Here is a 23,219-nt window from a genome sequence, read left to right on the forward strand (position 1 = left end):
TAAAGGGCCCTGAACGGAGGTACGTGCGAGTAGCGGGTGCCGACATCCGGCCGATCAGGCTATGTTCGGTGTGAGGAATGGTGAATGCCAGACCTCGACGAGTGCACCACCAGGTTTCGGGCAGGCGACTCACCGGTAGGCCAGACGTTCAGAAAGATCGGTGGGGTGGAGACCTCCCCGACGGGGGAGGAGGAGGTGGAAGTCACCGAGTCCGCGGCTCCGGCGACCACCGGGGCCTGGTGCAAAAGGGAGATGCTCCGCCGCTGAGCGGAGCGATCCGGGAACGGAGTTCTGCGTGGACATCGTCGTCAAGGGCCGCAAGACCGAGGTGCCCGAGCGGTTCCGCAAGCACGTGGCCGAGAAGCTGAAGCTGGACAAGATCCAGAAGTTCGACGGCAAGGTGATCAGCCTCGACGTCGAGGTGTCCAAGGAGCCAAACCCCCGTCAGGCAGACCGCTCGGACCGAGTGGAGATCACGCTCCGCTCGCGTGGGCCGGTAATCCGTGCTGAAGCGGCTGCAGGCGACCCGTACGCAGCGCTGGACCTGGCCACCGGGAAGCTGGAGGCGCGGCTGCGCAAGCAGCACGACAAGCGCTTCAGCCGCCGTGGCAACGGCCGGATTCCCGCTGCCGAAGTCGCCGAGACGGTGCCGGGTACGGCGTCCTTCAACAGCGAGGGCGACCTGACCGGCGACGGCGCCGGCCCGTCTGTACCCATCACCAGGATCGGCACGCTCGAGGTACAGGGCGAAGGGCCGCTGGTGATGCGCGAGAAGACGCACGTCGCGGCACCGATGACGCTCGACCAGGCGCTCTACGAGATGGAGCTGGTCGGGCACGACTTCTATCTGTTCGTCGACTCCGAGACGAAGGAGCCCAGTGTCGTCTACCGGCGGCATGCCTACGACTACGGTGTCATTCATCTGAGGACCGACCCGCTGGCCGCCGACGGGGCGGGCGGCGCGGGCGGTGCGCTCGGCGGCTGACGCCCCGCATCGGTGGTGCCCCTGGGGCGTAATTCGCGCCAGGGGCACCCGCGTGCGACGACAGAACCACCGCTCTGACGTCCAGGCATGAAATCATGGCGCCCCAAGCCAATCGGTGCTCTGTGAAATGCCGTTGGCGGAGAGTTTGTGAACTTCAGGCCATGGCCTTCAGGGGGAGGAACGATGGCGGACACCTTCGGGCCCGTGCGCGATGCGAATGACGGCGGAGACGACGCTGCCGATGCCGATACCGGCGCCGACACGGACAGCGGTTCCCGCAAGGAGCCGATCCGCGTTCTGGTGGTGGACGACCACGCGCTCTTCCGCAGGGGCCTGGAGATCGTCCTCGCCCAGGAGGAGGACATCCAGGTCGTCGGCGAGGCGGGTGACGGGGCGGAAGCGGTCGACAAGGCCGCCGATCTGCTGCCCGACATCGTGCTGATGGATGTGCGCATGCCCAAGCGGGGCGGCATCGAGGCCTGCACGTCCATCAAGGAGGTGGCCCCCAGTGCGAAGATCATCATGCTGACGATCAGCGACGAGGAGGCCGACCTCTACGACGCCATCAAGGCGGGCGCCACCGGCTATCTCCTCAAGGAGATCTCCACGGACGAGGTGGCCACGGCGATCCGTGCGGTCGCCGACGGGCAGTCCCAGATCAGCCCGTCCATGGCGTCCAAATTGCTCACCGAGTTCAAGTCGATGATCCAGCGGACCGACGACCGCCGGCTGGTGCCTGCGCCGCGGCTGACCGACCGGGAGCTCGAAGTCCTCAAACTGGTTGCCACGGGCATGAACAATCGCGATATCGCGAAGGAGCTGTTCATTTCCGAGAACACCGTGAAGAACCACGTCCGCAACATTCTGGAGAAGCTGCAGCTGCACTCCAGGATGGAAGCAGTGGTCTATGCCATGCGCGAGAAGATCCTCGAGATCAGGTAAAGCGACGGCATGGTCAATTGAGGGCGCGGGCGATTTCCCGGGTGAGCGGCTCGCGCAGCTCCGGTGCGTCGACCCGCTCCAGCCGTACGTCCGTACAGCCGACCCAGGACGCCGCTTCCACCAGGGCCTCGGCCATCGGCGCCACGGCCTTCGTGCCCGCCAGGGACACCTGCCGGGCGACCAGCGTGGTGCCCTCGCGTGCCGGATCGACCCGGCCCTGCAGTTTGCCGCCGGCCAGCAGCGGCATCGCGAAATAGCCGTGGATCCGCTTGGGCTTGGGGACGTACGCCTCCAGGCGGTGCGTGAAGCCGAATATCCGCTCTGTCCGGGCCCGCTCCCAGATCAGTGAGTCGAACGGCGACAGCAGCGTCGTACGGTGTCGTCCCCGGGGCTCCGAGGCCAGCGCCGCCGGGTCGGCCCAGGCCGGCTTCGCCCAGCCCTCCACCGTCACCGGCACCAGACCGGAGTCCGCCACCACCGCATCGAACTGCTCGCCCTTGAGTCGGTGGTAGTCCGCGATGTCTGCGCGGGTGCCGACCCCCAGGGACCGGCCCGCGAGCGCGACCAGCCGCCGCAGGCACTCCCTGTCGTCCAGGTCGTCGTGGAGCACGGCGTCGGGCAGGGCGCGCTCCGCGAGGTCGTACACCCGCTTCCAGCTGCGCCGCTCGGTGCACACCACCTCGCCGTACATCAGGGCTCGCTCGACGGCGACCTTCGACGCGGACCAGTCCCACCACTCCCCGCCGTTCTTCGCGCCGCCCAGCTCCGTCGCCGTCAGCGGGCCCTCGGAGCGCAACTGCTTGATCACCGCGTCGTAGGTCCCGTCCGGCAGGTCGTGGTGCCAGTGCGGGCGCGAACGGTAGGCGCGACGACGGAACGCGAAGTGCGGCCACTCCTCGACAGGCAGGATGCACGCCGCGTGCGACCAGTACTCGAAGCTGCGGCCGGCCGACCAGTACGCGTCCTCGACCGTGCGGCGGCCGACGGCGCCGAGGCGTGCGTACGGGATCAGTTCGTGCGAGCGGGCCAGCACCGAGATCGTGTCGAGCTGTACGGCACCGAGGTGTCGCAGCACGCCCGGCACCCCGGCCCGTCGGTCCGGCGCGCCGAGGAAACCCTGGGCGCGGAGGGCGATTCTGCGGGCCTGGTCGGCGGAGAGTTCGGCGGCGGGAGGTGGCACTGGCGTCATGTCTCGCACCCTAGAGGGCGGCACTGACATCCGTTCACGGTGCGGTGGACAGACCCGTGGGGAGACCGGGGACAGGACCGGAGGAGGGATCGGTCCAGGGGGCGGTGGTGCGGGCCGGGGCCGGGAGATACGGGTGGGAGCCCGACAGGCCGAGGTCGGAAGGGAGCAGCGCGCCGACCCAGATGTCCCGCCGTACCCCCTTGTTCAGCAGCCCCGACCGCTGCTCGCCCTCCATGCGGAAGCCCGCTCGCCGCGCCACGGCCCGCGAGGGTTCGTTGCCCACCTCGGCGCGCCACTCCAGCCGGTCCCCGCCGAGCGAGGTGAAGGTCCAGTGGGCCGCGGCCCGTACCGCCTCCGTCATGTAACCGAGGCCGCGGTGCTTCCTCGCGGTCCAGAACCCCACCTCGTACGTGTCGTGCAGGTTGCGGCGGTTGATGCCGAGCGCACCTGCCACGGCCCCGCCGTCGCGCAGAACCACCGCGAAGTTGTACATCGAGTCGTCCTGCCAGCCGCCGGGGGACAGCTTTCGGGTGAACAGTTCCGCGTCGGCGTGGGTGTACGGGGACGGGACGACCGTCCAGCGCTGGATGTCCGGGTCCTGGCACGCGGCGTGGACCTCGTCCGTGTCACCCCCACGGAAGGGGCGCAGCAGTAGACGCTCGGTGGTGAGAGTGATCGGCTCCATGTACGGATTCTGGTGAGGCGCCGACAGCGATGCGAACACTTTTCGGGGTTCCCGGCACCTTCGGGGCCTTCTGTCCGTTGACTCGGAGGGGCCCAGTGGGGGCAACGCGGCGGCAGCCCTCCCGACGCGGCGGGGTCCTCGCTTACGATGGCCGTTGCGGTGGGGCCCACCTGCCGTGCCCGCGCCAGCGTCCATAACACGACCCAGTGCCAGGCCCGACCGGCAAGGAGACCAGCCTCAGTGTCCGTCTTCAACAAGCTCATGCGTGCAGGCGAAGGCAAGATCCTGCGCAAACTGCACCGCATCGCGGACCAGGTCAGCTCCATCGAAGAGGACTTCGTCAACCTCTCCGACGCCGAGCTGCGGGCGCTCACCGACGAGTACAAGGAACGGTACGCGGACGGCGAGAGCCTGGACGACCTGCTTCCCGAGGCATTCGCAACGGTCCGAGAGGCCGCGAAGCGTGTCCTCGGACAGCGCCATTACGACGTCCAGATGATGGGCGGCGCTGCCCTGCACCTCGGTTACGTGGCCGAGATGAAGACCGGTGAGGGCAAGACCCTCGTCGGCACCCTGCCCGCGTATCTCAACGCGCTCTCCGGCAAGGGCGTGCACCTGATCACGGTCAATGACTATCTGGCCGAGCGTGACTCCGAAATGATGGGCCGGGTCCACAAGTTCCTGGGCCTGACCGTCGGCTGCATCCTGGCCAACATGACGCCGGCCCAGCGCCGCGAGCAGTACGCCTGCGACATCACGTACGGCACGAACAACGAGTTCGGCTTCGACTACCTCCGCGACAACATGGCGTGGTCCGCGGACGAGCTCGTCCAGCGTGGCCACAACTTCGCCGTGGTCGACGAGGTCGACTCGATCCTCGTCGACGAGGCCCGTACGCCGCTGATCATCTCCGGCCCGGCCGACCAGGCCACCAAGTGGTACGGCGACTTCGCCAAGCTGGTCACGCGGCTGACCAAGGGCGAGGCCGGCAACCAGCTCAAGGGCATCGAGGAGACCGGCGACTACGAGGTCGACGAGAAGAAGCGGACCGTCGCCATCCATGAGCCCGGTGTCGCGAAGGTCGAGGACTGGCTCGGCATCGAGAACCTCTACGAGTCGGTGAACACCCCTCTCGTCGGGTACCTCAACAACGCCATCAAGGCCAAGGAGCTCTTCAAGAAGGACAAGGACTACGTCGTCATCGACGGCGAAGTCATGATCGTCGACGAGCACACCGGCCGTATCCTCGCCGGCCGCCGCTACAACGAGGGCATGCACCAGGCGATCGAGGCGAAGGAAGGGGTGGACATCAAGGACGAGAACCAGACCCTCGCCACGATCACCCTGCAGAACTTCTTCCGCCTCTACGGCAAGCTCTCCGGCATGACCGGTACGGCGATGACCGAGGCCGCCGAGTTCCACCAGATCTACAAGCTGGGCGTCGTGCCGATCCCGACGAACCGGCCGATGGTCCGCCAGGACCAGTCCGACCTGATCTACCGCACCGAGGTCGCGAAGTTCGCCGCGGTCGTCGACGACATCGCCGAGAAGCACGAGAAGGGCCAGCCGATCCTGGTCGGCACCACTTCGGTCGAGAAGTCCGAGTACCTCTCGCAGCAGCTCTCCAAGCGCGGTGTGCAGCACGAGGTCCTCAACGCCAAGCAGCACGACCGTGAGGCGACGATCGTCGCCCAGGCCGGCCGCAAGGGCGCGGTCACGGTCGCGACGAACATGGCCGGCCGTGGTACGGACATCAAGCTCGGCGGCAACCCCGACGACCTCGCCGAGGCGGAGCTGCGTCAGCGCGGTCTCGACCCCGTCGAGCACGTCGAGGAGTGGGCGGCCGCGCTGCCCGCCGCACTGGCGAGGGCCGAGCAGGCCGTGAGGGCGGAGTTCGAAGAGGTCAAGGAGCTCGGCGGGCTGTACGTGCTCGGTACCGAGCGGCACGAGTCGCGGCGTATCGACAACCAGCTGCGCGGTCGTTCCGGCCGTCAGGGCGACCCGGGCGAGTCCCGCTTCTACCTGTCGCTGGGTGACGACCTGATGCGGCTGTTCAAGGCGCAGATGGTCGAGCGCGTCATGTCGATGGCGAATGTGCCGGACGACGTGCCGATCGAGAACAAGATGGTGACGCGGGCCATCGCGTCCGCACAGTCGCAGGTCGAGCAGCAGAACTTCGAGACGCGTAAGAACGTCCTGAAGTACGACGAGGTGCTCAACCGGCAGCGTGAGGTCATCTACGGCGAGCGCCGTCGCGTCCTCGAGGGTGAGGACCTGCAGGAGCAGATCCGCCACTTCATGGACGACACGATCGACGACTACATCCGGCAGGAGACCGCCGAGGGCTTCGCCGAGGAGTGGGACCTCGACCGGCTGTGGGGTGCGTTCAAGCAGCTCTACCCGGTGAAGGTCACCGTCGACGAGCTGGAGGACGCGGCCGGGGACCGGGCCGGGATCACCGCCGAGTTCATCGGCGAGTCCATCAAGGACGACATCCACGAGCAGTACGACGAGCGTGAGAAGCAGCTCGGCTCGGACATCATGCGTGAGCTCGAGCGGCGCGTGGTGCTGTCGGTCCTGGACCGCAAGTGGCGTGAGCACCTCTACGAGATGGACTACCTCCAGGAGGGCATCGGCCTGCGGGCCATGGCGCAGAAGGACCCGCTGGTCGAGTACCAGCGCGAGGGCTTCGACATGTTCAACGCCATGATGGAGGGCATCAAGGAGGAGTCCGTCGGCTACCTGTTCAACCTGGAGGTCCAGGTCGAGCAGCAGGTCGAGGAGGTCCCGGTGCAGGACGCGGGCGAGCGGCCGTCGCTGTCCAAGGAGGACGCCACGGTTCCGGCCGGGGCGCGTCCGGAGATCCGCGCCAAGGGGCTGGACGCTCCGCAGCGTCCCGACCGGCTGCACTTCTCCGCTCCCACGGTGGACGGGGAGGGTGGCGTCGTCGAGGGCGACTTCTCCAACGGTGACGGTGGAGCGGTGTCGGAGTCGGACGGGCTGACCCGGGCGGAGCGGCGCAAGGCGCAGAAGAATGGTGGTGGCGGGCGGCGCCGCAAGAAGTAGTTCGCGGTTGCTGTGGTGCCCGCGGCTCTTCGGCGTGGGTTTGTGTTGCAGGGCGGCTGGGGCCGGGCACCGAGGGGTGTCCGGCCCCAGCCGTGTGTGAGGGGCTGGGCAGGGGGCGCCGGGGCCGCCCGGTGGGCGCCTTTTTCTAATCGCCGGGCGGCCCCGGGGCGGCGGACGGGTTCGACGTGGTGGGCGGGGTGGGGATGCCGAGTTCCACTGCGGCGCACCGCCAGCGCAGGTCGCGGCCCTGCTCCAGGCGGAAGGCCATTGCCCGTACCTGTTCGCCCGCCGCGATGCTCGCGCAGGCCTCCACCACGCCCGGGGCGGGTTGCGCGCCGTGGCACTGGCGTACCACCGGGCGGGCGCCGCGGGCCCTCAGCGGGGTGGCCGGGGCCAGTTCGGCGAGCTGGTCGTACGCCTCGCCGATCGTGTGGCCGAGCATCCAGTGCACCGGGCGCTGGCCGCTGAGGACGGCCAGGAGGCGTTCCGCGAACCAGTGGTGCGGGCGCAGCATCCGCTGAGGTGTCCGGCGCTGCGACGGTACGGTCTCGGGCCTGCGCCGGTCGTGGCGTCCGGCGGGCCGGGTCCTGTTCACGCTCATGGTTGATCGCCCCCGTGATCCGAGCCCGGCCGATACCGGGCGGTAACTTCTGCTGTGGATCTTCTACGGGGGCGGCGGACGCGACCGCAAGCGCCGAGGGACCGCGTGGCGCCGTGCGTGAAGTTCACCTATCAGGGTGGCGGACCCGGTGACGCAAGGCCGCGGGAGGGCGTGGGGAGGGTGACAGGCGTTTACCGGGTGGACGGATCGGGCGCTGTACTCGTAACCCCGAAGGGGGACGCGCACGTATCCTGAGGGCGTCTCCGACTACGAAAGCGGCCAGCCATGCGCGTGTACGTCCCCCTGACCCTCTCCGGTCTCGCAGCGGCGCACCGGGCGGGCGAGATCGGCCCCGGTCCGCTGACCGCGTACGCGGTGACTCCCGCACTGCGTGAGTGGTACGTCTCCGACGACATCGAGGAGCTGGAGTACGCGGCGCTCAACCGGGCCGCGGCCGCCTCGCTGCGCCTGATCGCCGGGGACCCCGGTGCGGTGCGCAGGCGAGCGGTCGTCGCCGTCGACGTACCGGACGGGCAGGCCGTCGCGGACCCGGACCACAGCCTGGACCCCTCCTCGCTCGGCGAGGTGCGCATCGCTTCCGCGGTGGCGCTGGCGAAGGCGGCCGCGGTGCATGTCGACGCGGACGACGCGGAGAAGGACGTGGCGGCGGCCGCGTCGGTGCTCGGCGCCGCGGACCTCGGCGACGACGACGCACAGTTCGTCGTGGACGGCGCGGAGGACCATGAGCTGCTCTGGTTCGGGGTGCAGGAGATTCCCAACCTGATCGGCTGACGGTCGCAGGCGCCGAGCGCGCGGACCCGTTGTCGTACCCGGCGGGTATTTTCATTCCATGGGGACGAACGGGAAGCACCGCACGCATCTGGTCTGGGACTGGAACGGCACACTGCTCGACGACAACACAGCGGTCATCGGTGCGACGAATGCCGCGTTCGCCGAGGTCGGCATGGAGCCGATCACACTCGAGCAGTACCGCGAGATGTACTGCATCCCGATCCCGCGCTTCTACGAGCGGCTGATGGGCCGGCTGCCCACCGAGGCCGAGTGGGAGCGGATGGACGGGATCTTCCACCGGTACTACATGGAGCAGCGGGTCGGCTGCGGTCTCACCGCGGGCGCCGAGGAGCTGCTCGCCCAGTGGCAGCTGGCCGGACGTAGTCAGTCGCTGCTCAGCATGTACGTCCACGAGCAGCTGGTGCCGGTGGTGCAGGGGTACGGAATCGAGCGGCACTTCACGCGGGTCGACGGCCGCACCGGGCCGTCCGGTGGCAGCAAGGCGCGGCACATGGAGCGGCATCTCGCCGCGATGGGCGGGGTGTCTCCCGATCACACGGTGGTGATCGGTGACGCGGTGGACGACGCTGTGGCCGCGGCGCATGTCGGCGCGCGTGCGGTGCTGTACACCGGGGGATCGCACAGCCGGAGCAGCCTGGAGACGGCCGGGGTGCCGGTGGTGGACAGTCTGGGCGAGGCTGTGGCGCTCGCCGAGCAGATGGTCGGCTGAGGGGCGATCCGCCCGGGCCAGGGGCGGCCCGGGCGGCCCGGAATGCCCCGTGGGGGGCCTATACCGCCGGGGCCGTGGTGCGCAGGACCTTCAGGAATTCGCGCATCCAGGCCGAGTGGTCCGGCCAGGCGCGGGACGAGATCAGGGTGCCGTCGACCACCGCTTCGTGGTCCTCGAAGCTGGCGCCCGCCGCCTGCATGTCGAGTTCCAGCGCGGGGTACGCCGTGACGCGGCGGCCGCCCAGCTCGCCGATCGCCGCCGTCAGCAGGGGGCCGTGGCAGATCTGGGCCACCGGCTTGTCCGTGTCGAAGAAGGCCTTGAGGATCTTGCGGAGCTCGGCGTCGTTGCGCAGGTACTCGGGGGCGCGTCCGCCGGGGATGACCAGGGCGACGTAGTCACCGGCATCCACCTCGGAGAACGCCAGGTCGGCCGGCCAGGTGTAGCCGGGCTTCTCGGTGTACGTGTCGAAGCCGGGCTCGAAGTCGTGGACCACGAAGCGGAGCGTCTTGCGGGCGGGGGCCGCGATGTGGACGTCGTACCCCTCCTCGCGCAGCCGCTGGTACGGGTAGAGGACCTCCAGGGACTCGGCTGCGTCGCCGGTGACGATCAGGACCTTCGGTGCCATGGTTGCGGCTCCCCTCGCGCGGACGTCTCCCATAAGCGTGCATCTGTCCGTTGCGCGCTGTCCAGAGTGTCAAAGTTCGGGACCATCTTTTGTACACATACGGCTCATGACGGTTCCGGGTACCGGCGAGATAGCCTGGACCCCGTGATCAGCGCGATACGCCTCGGGGGCAGCGAAGCCCCCGGCCTGCGCCCGGAGTGCCAACGTGCCCGGGCGATGACTGATCCCCTCGGCCCGGACCCTCTGCCAAAAATGGCCAATAAGGTCCCGGGCGTCTCTCATAGCGGCATAGCGTCGTCTCAGACCGGAAACCCCGTGTCGTGGCGGTACGTCGCCTTTTTCACCTACGTCACGCAACGGCGCGCGACAGGAGCCAGAGGACATGCAGACCAAGCTGGACGAAGCCAAGGCCGAGCTGCTCGCACGGGCCGCCAAGGTAGCTGACAACGGCCCGGGCGGTGGTGTCGGCGGCCCGGGCGGTACCACCCGGGTGCAGGTTGCCGGCACCGGGGCCGAGGGCATCGGTGCCGGGCAGGACGAGCGTCCCGGCCAGGATGTGCTGCTCTCCTACCTCCAGCGCTACTACCTGCACACCGCTCCGGAGGACATCGCCGGCCGCGACCCGGTCGATGTCTTCGGCGCCGCTTCCTCCCACTACCGGCTCGCGGAGAACCGCCCGCAGGGCACCGCGAACGTCCGGGTGCACACCCCGACCGTCGAGGAGAACGGCTGGACGTCCAGCCACTCCGTGGTCGAGGTCGTCACGGACGACATGCCGTTCCTGGTCGACTCCGTCACCAACGAGCTGTCCCGGCAGGGCCGCGGCATCCATGTCGTGATCCACCCGCAGATCGTCGTCCGCCGCGATGTCACCGGCAAGCTCATCGAGGTCCTGGCCGAGGGCAACGGCCTCTCGGCGGCCCCGCAGGCCCGCAAGAGCGCCGACGGGACCAAGGAGACCGGGACCGCGCTGCCGCACGACGCGGTCGTCGAGTCCTGGATCCACGTCGAGATCGACCGTGAGACCGACCGCTCCGACCTCAAGCAGATCGCCGAGAACCTGCTTCGGGTGCTGTCCGACGTACGGGAGACCGTCGAGGACTGGGAGAAGATGCGTGACGCCGCGCTGCGCATCGCCGACGACCTGCCCGGCGAGCCGCTCGACGCCCTCGCCGACGAAGAGGTGAACGAGGCGCGGGAGCTGCTCCGCTGGCTCGCCGCCGACCACTTCACCTTCCTCGGCTACCGCGAGTACGAACTGAGGGAGACCGACGCACTGGCTGCCGTCCCCGGCACCGGCCTCGGCATCCTGCGTTCCGACCCGCACCACAGCGAGGACGAGGCACACCCGGTCAGCCCGTCCTTCGACCGGCTGCCCGCCGACGCCCGCGCCAAGGCCCGTGAGCACAAGCTGCTCATCCTGACCAAGGCGAACAGCCGGTCGACCGTGCACCGCCCCAGCTACCTCGACTACGTCGGGGTGAAGAAGTTCGATGCCGACGGCAACGTCATCGGTGAGCGCCGCTTCCTCGGACTGTTCTCGTCCGCTGCCTACACCGAGTCCGTGCGTCGGGTGCCCGTCATCCGCCGCAAGGTCGCCGAGGTGCTGGAGGGCGCGGGCTTCTCGCCCCACAGCCACGACGGCCGTGACCTGCTGCAGATCCTGGAGACGTACCCGCGCGACGAGCTCTTCCAGACGCCCGTCGACCAGCTGCGGTCCATCGTCACCTCCGTGCTCTACCTCCAGGAGCGGCGCCGGCTGCGGATGTACCTGCGCCAGGACGAGTACGGGCGCTACTACTCAGCGATCGTCTACCTGCCGCGCGACCGTTACACCACCGGCGTGCGGCTCCGGCTGATCGACATCCTGAAGGAGGAGCTCGGCGGCACCAGCGTCGACTTCACCGCCTGGAACACCGAGTCGATCCTGTCCCGGCTGCACTTCGTCGTCCGTGTGGCACCCGGCACCGAGCTGCCCGACCTCACCGACGCCGAGAAGGACCGCATCGAGGCCCGTCTCGTCGAGGCCGCCCGCTCCTGGGCCGACGGCTTCCAGGAGGCGCTGAACGCCGAGTGCGGCGAGGAGCGTGCCGCCGAGCTGCTGCGGCGCTACGGGCACTCCTTCCCCGAGGGCTACAAGGCCGACCACTCGCCGCGCTCCGCCGTCGCCGACCTGGTCCACCTCGAAGCGCTCAAGCACGACGAGAAGGACTTCGCGCTCAGCCTGTACGAGCCGGTCGGCGCCGCCCCGGGCGAGCGCCGCTTCAAGATCTACCGGACCGGCGAGCAGGTCTCCCTGTCCGCCGTCCTCCCGGCGCTCCAGCGGCTGGGTGTCGAGGTCGTCGACGAGCGTCCGTACGAGCTGCGCTGCGCCGACCGTACGCATGCCTGGATCTACGACTTCGGTCTGCGGATGCCGCAGGTCAACGGCAGTGGCAACTACCTCGCCGACGACGCCCGCGACCGCTTCCAGGACGCGTTCGCCGCGGTGTGGACCGGCGAGGCCGAGAACGACGGCTTCAACTCCCTGGTGCTCGGCGCCGGTCTGAACTGGCGGCAGGCGATGGTGCTGCGCGCGTACGCGAAGTACATGCGGCAGGCCGGTTCGACCTTCAGCCAGGACTACATGGAGGACACCCTCCGTAACAACGTCCACACCACGCGTCTGCTGGTCTCCCTCTTCGAGGCCCGGATGTCGCCCGGCCGCCAGAGCGCCGGCACCGAGCTGATCGACGGTCTCCTCGAAGAGCTCGACGGGGCGCTCGACCAGGTCGCCTCGCTCGACGAGGACCGGATCCTGCGCTCCTTCCTCACCGTCATCAAGGCCACCCTGCGCACCAACTTCTTCCAGCAGGCGGAGGGCGGAAAGCCGCACTCCTACGTCTCGATGAAGTTCGACCCCCAGGCCATCCCGGACCTGCCGGCGCCCCGCCCGGCGTTCGAGATCTGGGTGTACTCGCCGCGTGTCGAGGGCGTCCACCTGCGCTTCGGGAAGGTCGCCCGCGGTGGCCTGCGCTGGTCGGACCGGCGGGAGGACTTCCGTACGGAGATCCTCGGCCTGGTCAAGGCACAGATGGTGAAGAACACCGTCATCGTGCCGGTCGGCGCCAAGGGCGGCTTCGTCGCCAAGCAGCTGCCGGACCCGGCAGCCGACCGCGACGCCTGGATGGCCGAGGGCATCGCCGCGTACCGGACGTTCGTCTCGGCCCTGCTCGACATCACCGACAACCTGGTGGCCGGCGAGGTCGTGCCGCCCGTCGGTGTCGTCCGGCACGACGAGGACGACACCTATCTCGTCGTCGCCGCGGACAAGGGCACCGCGAGCTTCTCCGACATCGCCAACGAGGTTGCCGTCTCGTACGGCTTCTGGCTCGGCGACGCGTTCGCCTCCGGTGGTTCCGCCGGATACGACCACAAGGGCATGGGCATCACCGCCCGCGGCGCCTGGGAGTCCGTCAAGCGGCACTTCCGCGAGCTCGGCCACGACACCCAGACCGAGGACTTCACGGTCGTCGGCGTCGGCGACATGTCCGGTGACGTGTTCGGCAACGGCATGCTGCTCTCCGAGCACATCCGGCTCGTCGCAGCCTTCGACCACCGGCACATCTTCCTCGACCCGACCCCGGACGCCGCCACCTCGTACGCCGAGCGACGCCGTCTCTTCGACCTGCCGCGCAGCTCCTGGGCCGACTACAACAAGGAACTGCTCTCCGCGGGCGGCGGCATCTACCCCCGTACCGCGAAGTCGATCCCGGTCAACGCGCACGTCCGCGAGGCGCTCGGCATCGAGTCGGGTGTCACCAAGATGACGCCTGCCGACCTGATGAAGACCATCCTCAAGGCCCGCGTCGACCTGGTGTGGAACGGCGGCATCGGCACCTACATCAAGTCGTCCGCCGAGTCGAACGCGGACGTCGGCGACAAGGCCAACGACGCGATCCGCGTCAACGGCGAGGACCTGCGGGCCAAGGTCGTCGGCGAGGGCGGCAACCTCGGAGCCACCCAGCTCGGCCGGATCGAATTCGCCCGGGGCGGCGGCCGGATCAACACCGACGCGATCGACAACAGCGCCGGTGTGGACACCTCCGACCACGAGGTGAACATCAAGATCCTGCTCAACGGCCTGGTCCGGGACGGCGACATGACCGTCAAGCAGCGCAACAAGCTGCTTGCCGAGATGACCGACGAGATCGGGCGTCTGGTGCTGCGCAACAACTACGCGCAGAACACCGCGCTCGCCAATTCCGTCGCCCAGTCCGCGTCCCTGCTCCACGCCCAGCAGCGCTTCATGCGCCGTCTCGGCCGCGACGGGCACCTCGACCGGGCGCTGGAGTTCCTGCCCAGCGACCGGCAGATCCGTGAGCTGCTGAACGGCGGCAAGGGGCTCACCCAGCCCGAGCTCGCCGTGCTGATCGCCTACACGAAGATCACCGCGTCCGACGAGCTGATCAAGACCAGCCTGCCGGACGACCCGTACCTGCAGAAGCTGCTGTACGCCTACTTCCCCGCACAGCTGCGCGCGCAGTTCCCCGAGGCGGTCGACGGGCACGCGCTGCGCCGCGAGATCATCACCACCGTGCTGGTCAACGACACGGTGAACACCGGTGGTTCGACCTTCCTGCACCGGCTGCGGGAGGAGACCGGCGCGTCGATCGCGGAGATCGTGCGGGCCCAGACCGCGGCCCGCGAGATCTTCGGCCTCGGCCAGGTGTGGGACGTCGTCGAGGCGCTCGACAACAAGGTCGCCGCCGATGTGCAGACCCGGATCCGGCTGCACTCGCGCCGGCTCGTCGAGCGCGGCTCGCGCTGGCTGCTCGGCAACCGGCCGCAGCCGCTGGAGATCGCCGAGACGATCGGTTTCTTCAAGGACGGCGTCGACCAGGTCTGGGCCGAGCTGCCCAAGATGCTGAAGGGGCCCGACCAGGAGTGGTACCAGTCGATCCTGGACGAGCTGACCGAGGCGGGCGTCCCGGACGAGCTGGCACAGCGCGTCGCGGGATTCTCGTCCGCCTTCCCGGCGCTCGACATCGTGGCGATCGCCGAGCGCACCGGCAAGGACCCGCTTGCCGTCGCCGAGGTCTACTACGACCTCGCCGACCGGCTGGGCGTCGCCCAGCTGATGGACCGGATCATCGAACTGCCGCGGAACGACCGCTGGCAGTCCATGGCCCGCGCCTCCATCCGCGAGGACCTGTACGCCGCGCATGCCGCGCTCACCGGGGACGTCCTGAGTGTGGGCAACGGGACGTCGACGCCGGAGGAACGGTTTGCGGCCTGGGAGGAGAAGAACGCGGCGATCCTGACGCGTTCGCGCAGCACACTGGAGGAGATCCGGGGGTCGGACTCGTTCGATCTGGCGAACCTGTCGGTGGCCATGCGGACCATGCGGACGTTGCTGCGTACGCACGCGTAGTGGTCTGAGGGGGAGCGGCCGCCGGGGCGTCCCGGCGGCCCCTCCCCCTCGAACGCCGGACGGCGCCGGCTGTGGTGCCCGAACGTCCGGCGAGGGGATGCCCCCGATCGCCGGACGGGCCTGATTCCCGGACCGGTCACGGGCCGCCGCCCCCGCCCTCGAGGCACGGAGGGGGCGCCCTGCCGGCGCGCGGCGAACCGGAGGAGCGGGCTGCTGCGGCTGCGGGGGAGCGCCCCCGAGGTGACCGCGCCGCCCGTCGCCCGCCGCCCCTACGTCTCGGCGGCGGACTTCACCTCGGCGGACTTCACTTCTTGGTGGTGAACTTCTCGTACGCGGCGACGACTTCCTTCGCCGGACCGTCCATCCGCAGCGTCCCCGCCTCCAGCCACAGCGCCCGGTCACATGTCTCGGTGATCGACTTGTTGCTGTGGCTGACCAGGAACACCGTGCCCGCTTCCTTGCGCAGCTCGATGATCCGCTCCTTGCTGCGCCGCTGGAACTTGGCGTCGCCCGTGGACAGTGCCTCGTCGATCAGCAGAACGTCATGGCTCTTGGCGGCGGCGATGGAGAACCGGAGCCTGGCCCCCATGCCCGACGAGTACGTACGCATCGGAAGGGTGATGAAGTCGCCCTTCTCGTTGATGCCGGAGAAGTCGACGATCGCCTGGTAGCGCTCGCGGATCTCGTCGCGCGTCATGCCCATCGCCAGCCCACCGAGGATGACGTTCCGCTCGCCGGTCAGATCGCTCATCAGTGCCGCGTTCACGCCGAGCAGCGACGGCTGCCCCTGGGTGTGCACCTGCCCCTTCGACGGCGGGAGCAGACCGGCGATCGCCTTCAGCAGCGACGACTTCCCCGAACCGTTGGAACCGATCAGGCCGATCGCCTCGCCCTTGTATGCGGCGAAGCTGACGCCCTTCACGGCATGCACCTCGCGCACGCCGGGGGCCTGCCGCCGGGAAGCGATCCGGCTGAGGGCCGAGGTGGCGCTGCCCTTTCCGGTGCGCGCGCCGTTGACCTTGTAGGTGATGTGGACGTCGTCCACGACGACGGTCGGCACCCGCTCGGTGTTGCCAGTCATGTTCTCAGCCACGTCCGTACCGCTCCTCGGCCTTCCAGAAGTACACGAAGCCACCCACTCCGCACACGAGCGCCCAGCCCGTGGCGACGGCCCACACATGCGGGGGCAGCTGCGCCCCGCTGAAGCTGTCGATGAGTGCGAACCGCATCAGGTCGATGAAGATGGCGGCCGGATTGCACTCCAGCGCCACTTTCACGAGGTGCGGAACCCGGTCCCCGTTGAGGAGTTTGTCGATGCTCCACATGACGCCCGACGCGTACATCCAGGTGCGCAGGATGAACGGCGTCAGCTGCGCGATGTCCGGCGTCCGGGCGGCCAGCCGCGCCACGACCATCGAGAGCCCGGTGTTGAAGACGGCCTGCAGGAGCAGCGCCGGGATCGCCAGCAGCCACGACGGCCGGGGGAACTGCCCGAACCCGATCAGGATCAGGACCAGCGCGCCCAGGGAGAACAGCAGCTGCTGGAGCTGCTGCAGCGCCAGGGCGACGGGCAGTGAGGCGCGCGGGAAGTGCAAGGCACGGACGAGGCCGAGGTTCCCGCTGATCGCGCGGGTGCCCGCGGTGATCGAGCTGGCGGTGAAGGTCCAGATGAACACGCCCGTGACGAGGAACGGAACGAAGTCCTCGACGTTCTTCTTCGTGTTCATCAGGATGCCGAAGATGAAGTAGTAGACCGTCGCGTTGAGCAGCGGGGTCATGATCTGCCAGATCTGGCCGAGCTTCGCCTGGCTGTACTGGGCGGTGAGCTTGGCGGTGGCGAACGCCGTGATGAAGTGCCGGCGGCCCCACAGCTGCCGGACGTACGCACCGAGCGTCGGCCGGGCCCCGCTCACGGTCAGCCCGTGCCGGGCCGCCAGTGCGGCGAGCTCACCCGGCCCGTAGACCGGGAGGAGGGGGGCGGAGGCTGCGTCGGTCACCGCCGGAGTGGTCGGCGGGGCTGTTGTCTGGCTCACCACGATCGCTTTCGACGGGAGGACAGGAACCATCGCGAACGCCGGAACGGAACCGTATCGTCGCAACGCCGAGAGTAGGACGTGACCACGTCGCAACGCAACCGTTTCGTCGTTACGGACTATCATTCGGGTCATGACCACCGACCCGGGAACCCGCCGCCGCGTCCCCGCCGGAGCCGCAGTGCTGCGCGAGGACGTGACCGATGCCATCCGCAGCGCCGTCTTCGAGGAACTGGCGGCGGTCGGCTTCGCCCGGATGTCGATCGAGGGCATCGCCCGGCGCGCGGGCGTCGGGAAGACCGCCGTCTACCGCCGCTGGAAGTCCAAGCTGGCCCTCGTCCTCGACCTGGTCTCCGCCGTCGCGGTCCAGGGGATGCCGGCGCCGGCCACCGGTTCGCTGTACGGGGACGTCCGCGCCGTGCTCCAGCTGGCCGCCTATGCGCTGCGCCACCCCGTCGCCTCGCAGGTCATCCCGGATCTTCTGGTCGAGGCGGCGCGCAACCCGGAGATCTCCGACACGATCAAGTCGGCCTTGCTGGACCCGCAGCAGGGCATCGCCGCCGTGGTCGTCCGGGACGCCGTCGCCCGCGGTGAGCTGCCCGAGGACAGCGACCCGGACCGCGCCCTGGACCTGATCGTCGGCCCGCTCTACTGGCGGCTCGCCGTGGTCCGCGGTGATCTGCCCAAGGGCTATCTGGACGATCTGGCCGAATCGGCCGTCGCCGCCCTCAAGAAGAACTGACCGCCCGGCCATCGGCTGCGCCCCGGCCCGGTCGGCTCACCGGGGGCCCGCACGACGCGTGAGCTGGGGCCCTGTCCGGCCGCCACGGCGACACCCCCGGAGCCGTCACCGCCACCGAGGGCGAGCTGCCGGGCGTCTTCGGACCGGGGAGCAGAGGTCACAGCGGGCGGCCGGGCTCCGGGACATGTTCCGGGAGCGCTCCGGTCCGTACCATGGCGGCCACGTCGCCGACCGCGTGGTGCGATGGTGTTCCTCAACGGCTTGTGGTGTCACTCGTTCGAGGCCGTAACCGGTGACCCCCGGCCGTTCACGCGGTTGAGCCATACGGACAACCAGGCCCCTGATGAACGGACGTGCTCAACATGCCGCCACGGCTCAGTGTCGTCGTCCCCGTGTACAACGTGGAGCTCTATCTGACGGACTGCCTGAAGTCCCTCGCGGAGCAGACCATGGACGACCTGGAGGTGGTGATGGTCGACGACGGGTCCACCGACGGCAGCGCCGCCCTGGCCACCGCCTTCGCCGAACAGGACAGCCGGTTCCGGCTGGTGAGCCAGAAGAACGGCGGCCTCGGGCACGCCCGCAACACCGGGGTCCGCAACTGCGACCCGGACAGCGGCTACGTCGCCTTCGTCGACAGCGACGACATCGTGCCGCCCCGGGCGTACGAACTCCTCGTCGGCGCACTCGACGAGACGGGATCGGACATCGCATCCGGCAATGTGCTCCGGCTGCGGGCCTCCGGCAAGCTCCAGCAGTCGCCCAACTTCCGCAAGCCCATGGCGACCACCCGGCTGCGCACCCACATCTCCCGCGACTGGGATCTCGCCGCCGACCGGATCGCCTGCAACAAGGTCTTCCGCCGGTCCTTCTGGGACGAACACGCCTTCGCCTTCCCGGTCGGCACCCTCTACGAGGACATCCCCGTCGTCCTCCCCGCCCACTTCCTGGCCCGCTCCGTCGACGTCGTCAAGGACGCCGTCTACCACTGGCGCGACCGGGCCGGCTCGATCACCACCCGCCGCGCCGTCGTCCGCGGCATCCGGGACCGGGCCTCGCACGTACTGGGCGTCTCCACCTTCCTCGAACAGCACCGCAGCGCCGCCGACAAACGCCGCTACGAGGCGCATGTCCTCGCCAACGACCTCTGGTACTTCATGGAGGCGCTGCCCGACGGGGACGACGAGTACCGCCGCGCCTTCCTCACGTACGCCAACGAGTTCACCGACCAGGTCGACCCGGCCGTCCTCGACGGGCTGCCGCTGCGGCTGCGGCTGATGTGGCACCTCGTACGCGAACGGCGCACCGGCGAACTTCTGGAGCTGCTCGCCCACGACAAGGCCGAACCGGGTGCCTTCGCCGTACAGGGCGTGCGGCGCCACACCGCCTCGTACCCGGCCCTCACCGGGCCGGTTCCGAGCTCGGTGCTACGGGTCGGCGACCGGGACCTGCCGCTCACCGCCCGGCTGCGCGAGGCGCACTGGCAGGGCGGCAAGCTGCACCTCAAGGGGTACGCGTACATCCGCAACCTGCCCGCCGGCTCGTGGCACAGCGAGTTCCGGGCCGGCTGGCTGCGGGCCGGGCGCCGGCATGTGGTGCCGCTACGGCTGCGTACGGTCGACGAGCCGGAGGCCACCGCCCGTTCCCGGCAGAGCCTGCACGACTACGACCGGTCCGGCTTCGAGACGGTCATCGACCCGGCCCGGCTCCGGATCTCCGCCGACGGCAACACCGAACGGCTCACCTGGCGCTTCGAGGTCGGCATCGCCGGACACGGAATGCTGCGCCGCTCCGACGTCTCCACCGACGTGGCCGCGGCGGCGCCGCCCGTGCACCGGCCGGACGGTGACCACCGCATCGTGCCCGTCTTCGAGAGCGGCAAGCTGGTGGTGCACGCGGAGCGGATCGACGCCCGGTTCGAGACGCACCGGCCGGGCGACGCGGGTGACGGGACCGCCACCGTGGTGATCAGTGGCATGATCCGGGAACGTCTCGGCAAGGGGCCGGTCCGCATCGGTCTCACCCACCGTCCCTCCGGTACCTCCCTCGACTTCCCGGCGACCGTCCACGAGGGCGCCGTCCCGTCGGCGTCGGGCTGGCGGCGCTTCACCGCCGCGATCCCGCTCGCAGCGGTCACCGACGCGCGGCCGACGACGGAGGCGGCCGCCGTCGCCTACAGCCTGCATCTGGTCGGACCGGACGGCCGCAGGACACCGGTCGATGTGCCGGGGCCCGTTCCGCCGGGCCGCTACCCGATCGGTTCGCCCGCACCGGAAGCGGGCGGCGACGAGCCGCGTGAGCTCGCGCTCACCGCCAGCTCCCGGGGCAATCTGCTGGTCAGCGACCGGCCCGTGCAGCCCGCCTGCGAGCTGGCGAGCTGGACGGAGGACGGGCTGCTGCTCCTGGAGGGCACCTTCCCCGCCGACCACGACCGGCCCGTCGACCTGGTGGCCCGGCACAGCGGTCACCACGAGGAGGCCGTCTTCCCGGTGGTGTTCTCCGGGCCCGCGCAGGCCCGGCGGTTCCGGGCCGAGCTGCGGCCCGACGCCGTCGAAGCGCCCGGTGGCCCGCTGCCCCTGGGGGAGGGTCACTGGTACTTCTTCCTCCGCCCGAAGGGCTCTGCGGACGACACGGGCGACATGCCGCTGCGCATCCCGGCCGCCGCCCACCGCACCCTTCCCGCCGCCCGTACGCTCGCGGGACGTACCTACGTCATCGAGCGGCGCTACCACGACCAGCTGCTCGTCAACGCAGCGTCCATGCTCACCCCGGCGGAACGCGGCGCCCGCGGCAAGCGGCTGCTGCGCGAGGCGTACGCCGGACAGCGCACCGCCCCCCTGCGCGACACCGTCCTGCACAGCAGCTTCGACGGCCGCCAGTACTCAGACTCGCCGCGGGCGATCTACGAGGAACTGGCCGCCCGTACCACCGCGTTCGAGCATCTGTGGGTCGTACGCGATCAGCAGGCCCGGATCCCCGCAGGCGCCACCGCCGTCGTCCACGGCTCCGCCGCCTGGCACGAGGCGCTGGCCCGCAGTCGCCACATCGTCACCAACACCCAGCTGCCCGAATGGTTCGAGCGGCGCGACGGCCAGACTGTCGTCCAGACCTGGCACGGCACCCCGCTCAAGCGCATCGGCCTCGACCTCGCGGGCACGGCGCAGGCCAATGCCGCCTACATCGCCACCATCGAGCAGCGCGCCGGCCAGTGGAGCGTCCTGGTCTCCCCGAACAGCTTCTCCACCCCCGTCCTGCGGCGCTCCTTCGGCTATCGGGGGGAGATGCTCGAGTGCGGCTACCCCCGCAACGACCTCTTCCATGCCTCGGACCGCACCAAGGTGGCCGCCGCGGTACGGGAGCGACTGGGGATCCCCGCGGGCAAGCGGGTCGTGCTGTACGCGCCGACCTGGCGTGAGGACCAGCCGCAGGTCGGTGGCAGATACGCCCTCGACCTCCAGCTCGACCTGGCCGCCGCCGAACGTGAGCTCGGCTCGGACACCGTGCTGTTGGTGCGGCGCCACTACCTGGTCACCGACCGGCTCCCGGACACCGGCAGCGGCTTCGTGCGGGACGTCTCGCGCTACGGGGACGTCGGCGAGCTGATGCTGATCAGCGACGCGCTCGTCACCGACTACTCCTCGCTGATGTTCGACTTCGCCCAGACCGGCCGCCCGATGCTGTTCCACACGTACGACCTCGCTCACTACCGTGACACCCTGCGCGGCTTCTGTTTCGACTTCGAGAACCGCGCCCCTGGCCCGCTGATCCCCGACTCCGCGGATCTCGTCGAGGCACTTCGCGACCCGGTCCGGGCCACCGCGGGACACGCGCAGGCGTACGAGGCATTCCGGCGCGACTTCTGTGACCTCGACGACGGGCATGCGGCGCAGCGGGTGGTCGACCGGATGCTGCAGCCCGACCCCCGGTAGTCCACCCCGGAGTCCGGATCCGGCCCCCGTACCCGTGCGGCACCGGAACCGGACTCCCGGGTGAAACGGTGGTGAACGGCCAGGAAGCGCCCGCACAATGGGTGATAAGTAAACCGTTCGAGTGAATCGCACCCCCCGGTGTACGTGCAGATGGGCGGGGAGCGATTCACTCGTTCGCTTTAGTATGTTGATCGGTGCACTGGATAGCGGCTGCGGGTTGCTACGTTCGTTTTCATGGGTATCCGAACGTGGTGCGACGCCTGGAGCGTGCGGCGCGCAAGAGCTGTCGTGTTCGTCGCCGCGGCCATAGGGCTGCTCGGCAGAATGCTGATCGCGGCGAACACGTCGGGCCCCGCTGATGTTCGTATTTTCCAAAGTTTCGCCAAGGCCGTCACCGTTTACGGCCCCGTTCGTATTTATGAGCAGCCGCTGCCCGGACTGCCCGTCTACAATCATCCGCCGCTGGCCGGCTGGATGCTCCTCGGGCTGAATGAACTCGCCGAACTCGGAATTCCGTTCGGGACGCTGATCCGGTCACCTGCTTCGATCGCCGACTTCTTCTGCACACTCATCGTGTTCGAAATTGTCCGGCGGCGTCGCAGTCTGCGCACCGCGGTCGCCTGCGGGATCGGAGTGGCCCTCAGTCCTGTGCTGATCGCCACCTCGGGCTACCACGGCAACACCGACGCGGTCGCCATCGTCTTCGCCCTCGCCGCCGCGTATCTACTGGCCGACCGGAGGTCGCCGCTGGCCGCCGGGGTGGCCGCCGCGCTGTCGATCAGCGTCAAGTTCATCCCGGTCGTGGTGATCCCGGCGCTCTTCGTCGTCGCGCTACGGGCCGGCCGGCCGGTGCTCGTCCGCTTCACCGCGGGGTTCACCGGGCTGGTCGCGCTCGTCTGGGGACCCGCGCTGGTGACCGTGCCGGAGAACCTCAGCGAGAACGTCCTGGAGTACACGGGGGGCGGCTACCGCCTCTGGGGCCTCGTCCGGTTCGCAGATGTGCTCGGCCTGCCGGAGTCCTTCATCGCCTTCATGCGCGGCGAGGGCCACTTCCTCTTCGTGCTGATCTGTGTGGCCGTCGGTGTCTGGCTGGCCTGGGTGCGGCCCGGGCAGTTGCCCGGTGTCGTCGCCGTGACGATGGGCCTCCTGCTGCTGCTCTCCACCGCGTCCGGCCTGCAGTACCTGACCTGGGCTGCCGCCGCCATGTTCGTCATCGGGTTCTGGGAAGGAGTCGCGTACAACTGCCTGCTCGGCTGGGCGGCCGTCCTCGGTTACCAGGGGCGCTCCGCCGTGCGCTGGAGCGAGACGGTGCTGCAACTCGGCGCTGCCGGCTGGTTCGTGCTCGCGGTCTGTCTGGTCAGAGGCGTCCGCGGGATCCTCGCCGCCCCGCCGGACGGGCCCCCGTCGTCCCCCGACGCCGAACCGGCAGCGGTCACTGCGTCCCGCACTTCTCATCCGTTCGGTTCCGCCGTCAACTGACCACACCC

Annotated in this window: 15 protein-coding genes; 9 read left to right on the forward strand and 6 right to left on the reverse strand. The window is 69.5% G+C overall.

Annotated features, from left to right (window positions below; translation table 11 throughout):
- The first annotated feature begins 295 nt into the window (after positions 1–295).
- Positions 296–985, forward strand: a complete 690-nt coding sequence (hpf, locus tag OG963_RS27585) for a ribosome hibernation-promoting factor, HPF/YfiA family (RefSeq protein ID WP_030922843.1) — start codon at positions 296–298, stop codon at positions 983–985.
- Between the two features lie 183 nt (positions 986–1,168).
- Positions 1,169–1,927 carry a response regulator transcription factor gene (locus OG963_RS27590; RefSeq protein ID WP_030922845.1) on the forward strand — a complete coding sequence of 253 codons (759 nt, stop codon included), beginning with the start codon at positions 1,169–1,171 and terminating at the stop codon, positions 1,925–1,927.
- A gap of 13 nt (positions 1,928–1,940) precedes the next feature.
- On the opposite strand, the gene OG963_RS27595 is transcribed toward OG963_RS27590, so the two are convergent.
- Together OG963_RS27595 and OG963_RS27600 are read right to left on the reverse strand one after the other, a co-directional pair.
- A complete protein-coding gene (locus OG963_RS27595; RefSeq protein ID WP_093776705.1) occupies positions 1,941–3,116 on the reverse strand; it encodes a winged helix-turn-helix domain-containing protein in 1,176 nt (391 codons plus the stop codon).
- A 34-nt stretch (positions 3,117–3,150) separates the two neighbouring features.
- On the reverse strand, positions 3,151–3,801 hold the full coding sequence (locus OG963_RS27600) for a GNAT family N-acetyltransferase (RefSeq protein WP_371799561.1): 651 nt from the start codon (positions 3,799–3,801) through the stop codon (positions 3,151–3,153).
- 240 nt (positions 3,802–4,041) lie between these two features.
- Between OG963_RS27600 and secA the strand changes: the two genes are divergently transcribed.
- Complete coding sequence (secA, locus tag OG963_RS27605; protein WP_093776707.1) at positions 4,042–6,867, forward strand: preprotein translocase subunit SecA; 2,826 nt, start codon at positions 4,042–4,044, stop codon at positions 6,865–6,867.
- A gap of 145 nt (positions 6,868–7,012) precedes the next feature.
- Here the strand turns inward: secA and OG963_RS27610 are convergent, their stop codons facing one another.
- Positions 7,013–7,468: an Rv3235 family protein gene (locus OG963_RS27610; RefSeq protein ID WP_051878273.1), complete on the reverse strand. Its 456-nt coding sequence runs from the start codon at positions 7,466–7,468 to the stop codon at positions 7,013–7,015.
- Between the two features lie 285 nt (positions 7,469–7,753).
- On the opposite strand from OG963_RS27610, the gene OG963_RS27615 reads away from it, so the two are divergent.
- On the forward strand, positions 7,754–8,260 hold the full coding sequence (locus OG963_RS27615; protein ID WP_030922857.1) for a hypothetical protein: 507 nt from the start codon (positions 7,754–7,756) through the stop codon (positions 8,258–8,260).
- Positions 8,261–8,318: 58 nt separating this feature from the next.
- Positions 8,319–8,990, forward strand: coding sequence for an HAD family hydrolase (locus OG963_RS27620; RefSeq protein WP_371799562.1), 672 nt, complete (start codon positions 8,319–8,321; stop codon positions 8,988–8,990).
- Positions 8,991–9,048: 58 nt separating this feature from the next.
- Here the strand turns inward: OG963_RS27620 and OG963_RS27625 are convergent, their stop codons facing one another.
- Positions 9,049–9,615 (reverse strand): DJ-1/PfpI family protein, encoded by a 567-nt coding sequence (locus tag OG963_RS27625; protein WP_030922863.1) that lies wholly within the window; start codon positions 9,613–9,615, stop codon positions 9,049–9,051.
- Positions 9,616–9,997: 382 nt separating this feature from the next.
- On the opposite strand from OG963_RS27625, the gene OG963_RS27630 reads away from it, so the two are divergent.
- Positions 9,998–15,028, forward strand: a complete 5,031-nt coding sequence (locus tag OG963_RS27630) for an NAD-glutamate dehydrogenase (RefSeq protein WP_093776711.1) — start codon at positions 9,998–10,000, stop codon at positions 15,026–15,028.
- Between the two features lie 304 nt (positions 15,029–15,332).
- Here the strand turns inward: OG963_RS27630 and OG963_RS27635 are convergent, their stop codons facing one another.
- Both OG963_RS27635 and OG963_RS27640 read right to left on the reverse strand, forming a co-directional pair.
- Entirely contained in the window at positions 15,333–16,109 is a 777-nt protein-coding gene (locus OG963_RS27635) for an ABC transporter ATP-binding protein (RefSeq protein WP_093777016.1), read from the reverse strand.
- A 4-nt stretch (positions 16,110–16,113) separates the two neighbouring features.
- Positions 16,114–17,064 carry an ABC transporter permease gene (locus OG963_RS27640; protein ID WP_037822519.1) on the reverse strand — a complete coding sequence of 317 codons (951 nt, stop codon included), beginning with the start codon at positions 17,062–17,064 and terminating at the stop codon, positions 16,114–16,116.
- Positions 17,065–17,194: 130 nt separating this feature from the next.
- Between OG963_RS27640 and OG963_RS27645 the strand changes: the two genes are divergently transcribed.
- From OG963_RS27645 to OG963_RS27655, 3 genes are all read left to right on the forward strand, one after another.
- Positions 17,195–17,803 carry a TetR/AcrR family transcriptional regulator gene (locus OG963_RS27645; RefSeq protein ID WP_030922875.1) on the forward strand — a complete coding sequence of 203 codons (609 nt, stop codon included), beginning with the start codon at positions 17,195–17,197 and terminating at the stop codon, positions 17,801–17,803.
- Between the two features lie 362 nt (positions 17,804–18,165).
- Complete coding sequence (locus OG963_RS27650; protein WP_177309281.1) at positions 18,166–21,732, forward strand: bifunctional glycosyltransferase family 2 protein/CDP-glycerol:glycerophosphate glycerophosphotransferase; 3,567 nt, start codon at positions 18,166–18,168, stop codon at positions 21,730–21,732.
- A gap of 234 nt (positions 21,733–21,966) precedes the next feature.
- Positions 21,967–23,211, forward strand: coding sequence for a glycosyltransferase family 39 protein (locus OG963_RS27655; protein ID WP_107441124.1), 1,245 nt, complete (start codon positions 21,967–21,969; stop codon positions 23,209–23,211).
- Positions 23,212–23,219: the final 8 nt, after the last annotated feature.

The organism is Streptomyces sp. NBC_01707, assembly GCF_041438805.1.
Lineage (GTDB): Bacteria > Actinomycetota > Actinomycetes > Streptomycetales > Streptomycetaceae > Streptomyces.

What these genes read in the sequence shown, in the direction of transcription:
- OG963_RS27620 (WP_371799562.1), top strand. Translation starts at nt 8,319, where the DNA reads ATGGGGACGAACGGGAAGCACCGCACGCATCTGGTCTGGGACTGGAAC.
- OG963_RS27615 (WP_030922857.1), top strand. Translation starts at nt 7,754, where the DNA reads ATGCGCGTGTACGTCCCCCTGACCCTCTCCGGTCTCGCAGCGGCGCAC.
- OG963_RS27635 (WP_093777016.1), bottom strand. Translation starts at nt 16,109, where the DNA reads ATGACTGGCAACACCGAGCGGGTGCCGACCGTCGTCGTGGACGACGTC.
- OG963_RS27590 (WP_030922845.1), top strand. Translation starts at nt 1,169, where the DNA reads ATGGCGGACACCTTCGGGCCCGTGCGCGATGCGAATGACGGCGGAGAC.
- OG963_RS27645 (WP_030922875.1), top strand. Translation starts at nt 17,195, where the DNA reads ATGACCACCGACCCGGGAACCCGCCGCCGCGTCCCCGCCGGAGCCGCA.
- OG963_RS27610 (WP_051878273.1), bottom strand. Translation starts at nt 7,468, where the DNA reads ATGAGCGTGAACAGGACCCGGCCCGCCGGACGCCACGACCGGCGCAGG.
- OG963_RS27595 (WP_093776705.1), bottom strand. Translation starts at nt 3,116, where the DNA reads ATGACGCCAGTGCCACCTCCCGCCGCCGAACTCTCCGCCGACCAGGCC.
- OG963_RS27655 (WP_107441124.1), top strand. Translation starts at nt 21,967, where the DNA reads ATGGGTATCCGAACGTGGTGCGACGCCTGGAGCGTGCGGCGCGCAAGA.
- OG963_RS27600 (WP_371799561.1), bottom strand. Translation starts at nt 3,801, where the DNA reads ATGGAGCCGATCACTCTCACCACCGAGCGTCTACTGCTGCGCCCCTTC.
- OG963_RS27625 (WP_030922863.1), bottom strand. Translation starts at nt 9,615, where the DNA reads ATGGCACCGAAGGTCCTGATCGTCACCGGCGACGCAGCCGAGTCCCTG.
- OG963_RS27650 (WP_177309281.1), top strand. Translation starts at nt 18,166, where the DNA reads ATGCCGCCACGGCTCAGTGTCGTCGTCCCCGTGTACAACGTGGAGCTC.
- OG963_RS27630 (WP_093776711.1), top strand. Translation starts at nt 9,998, where the DNA reads ATGCAGACCAAGCTGGACGAAGCCAAGGCCGAGCTGCTCGCACGGGCC.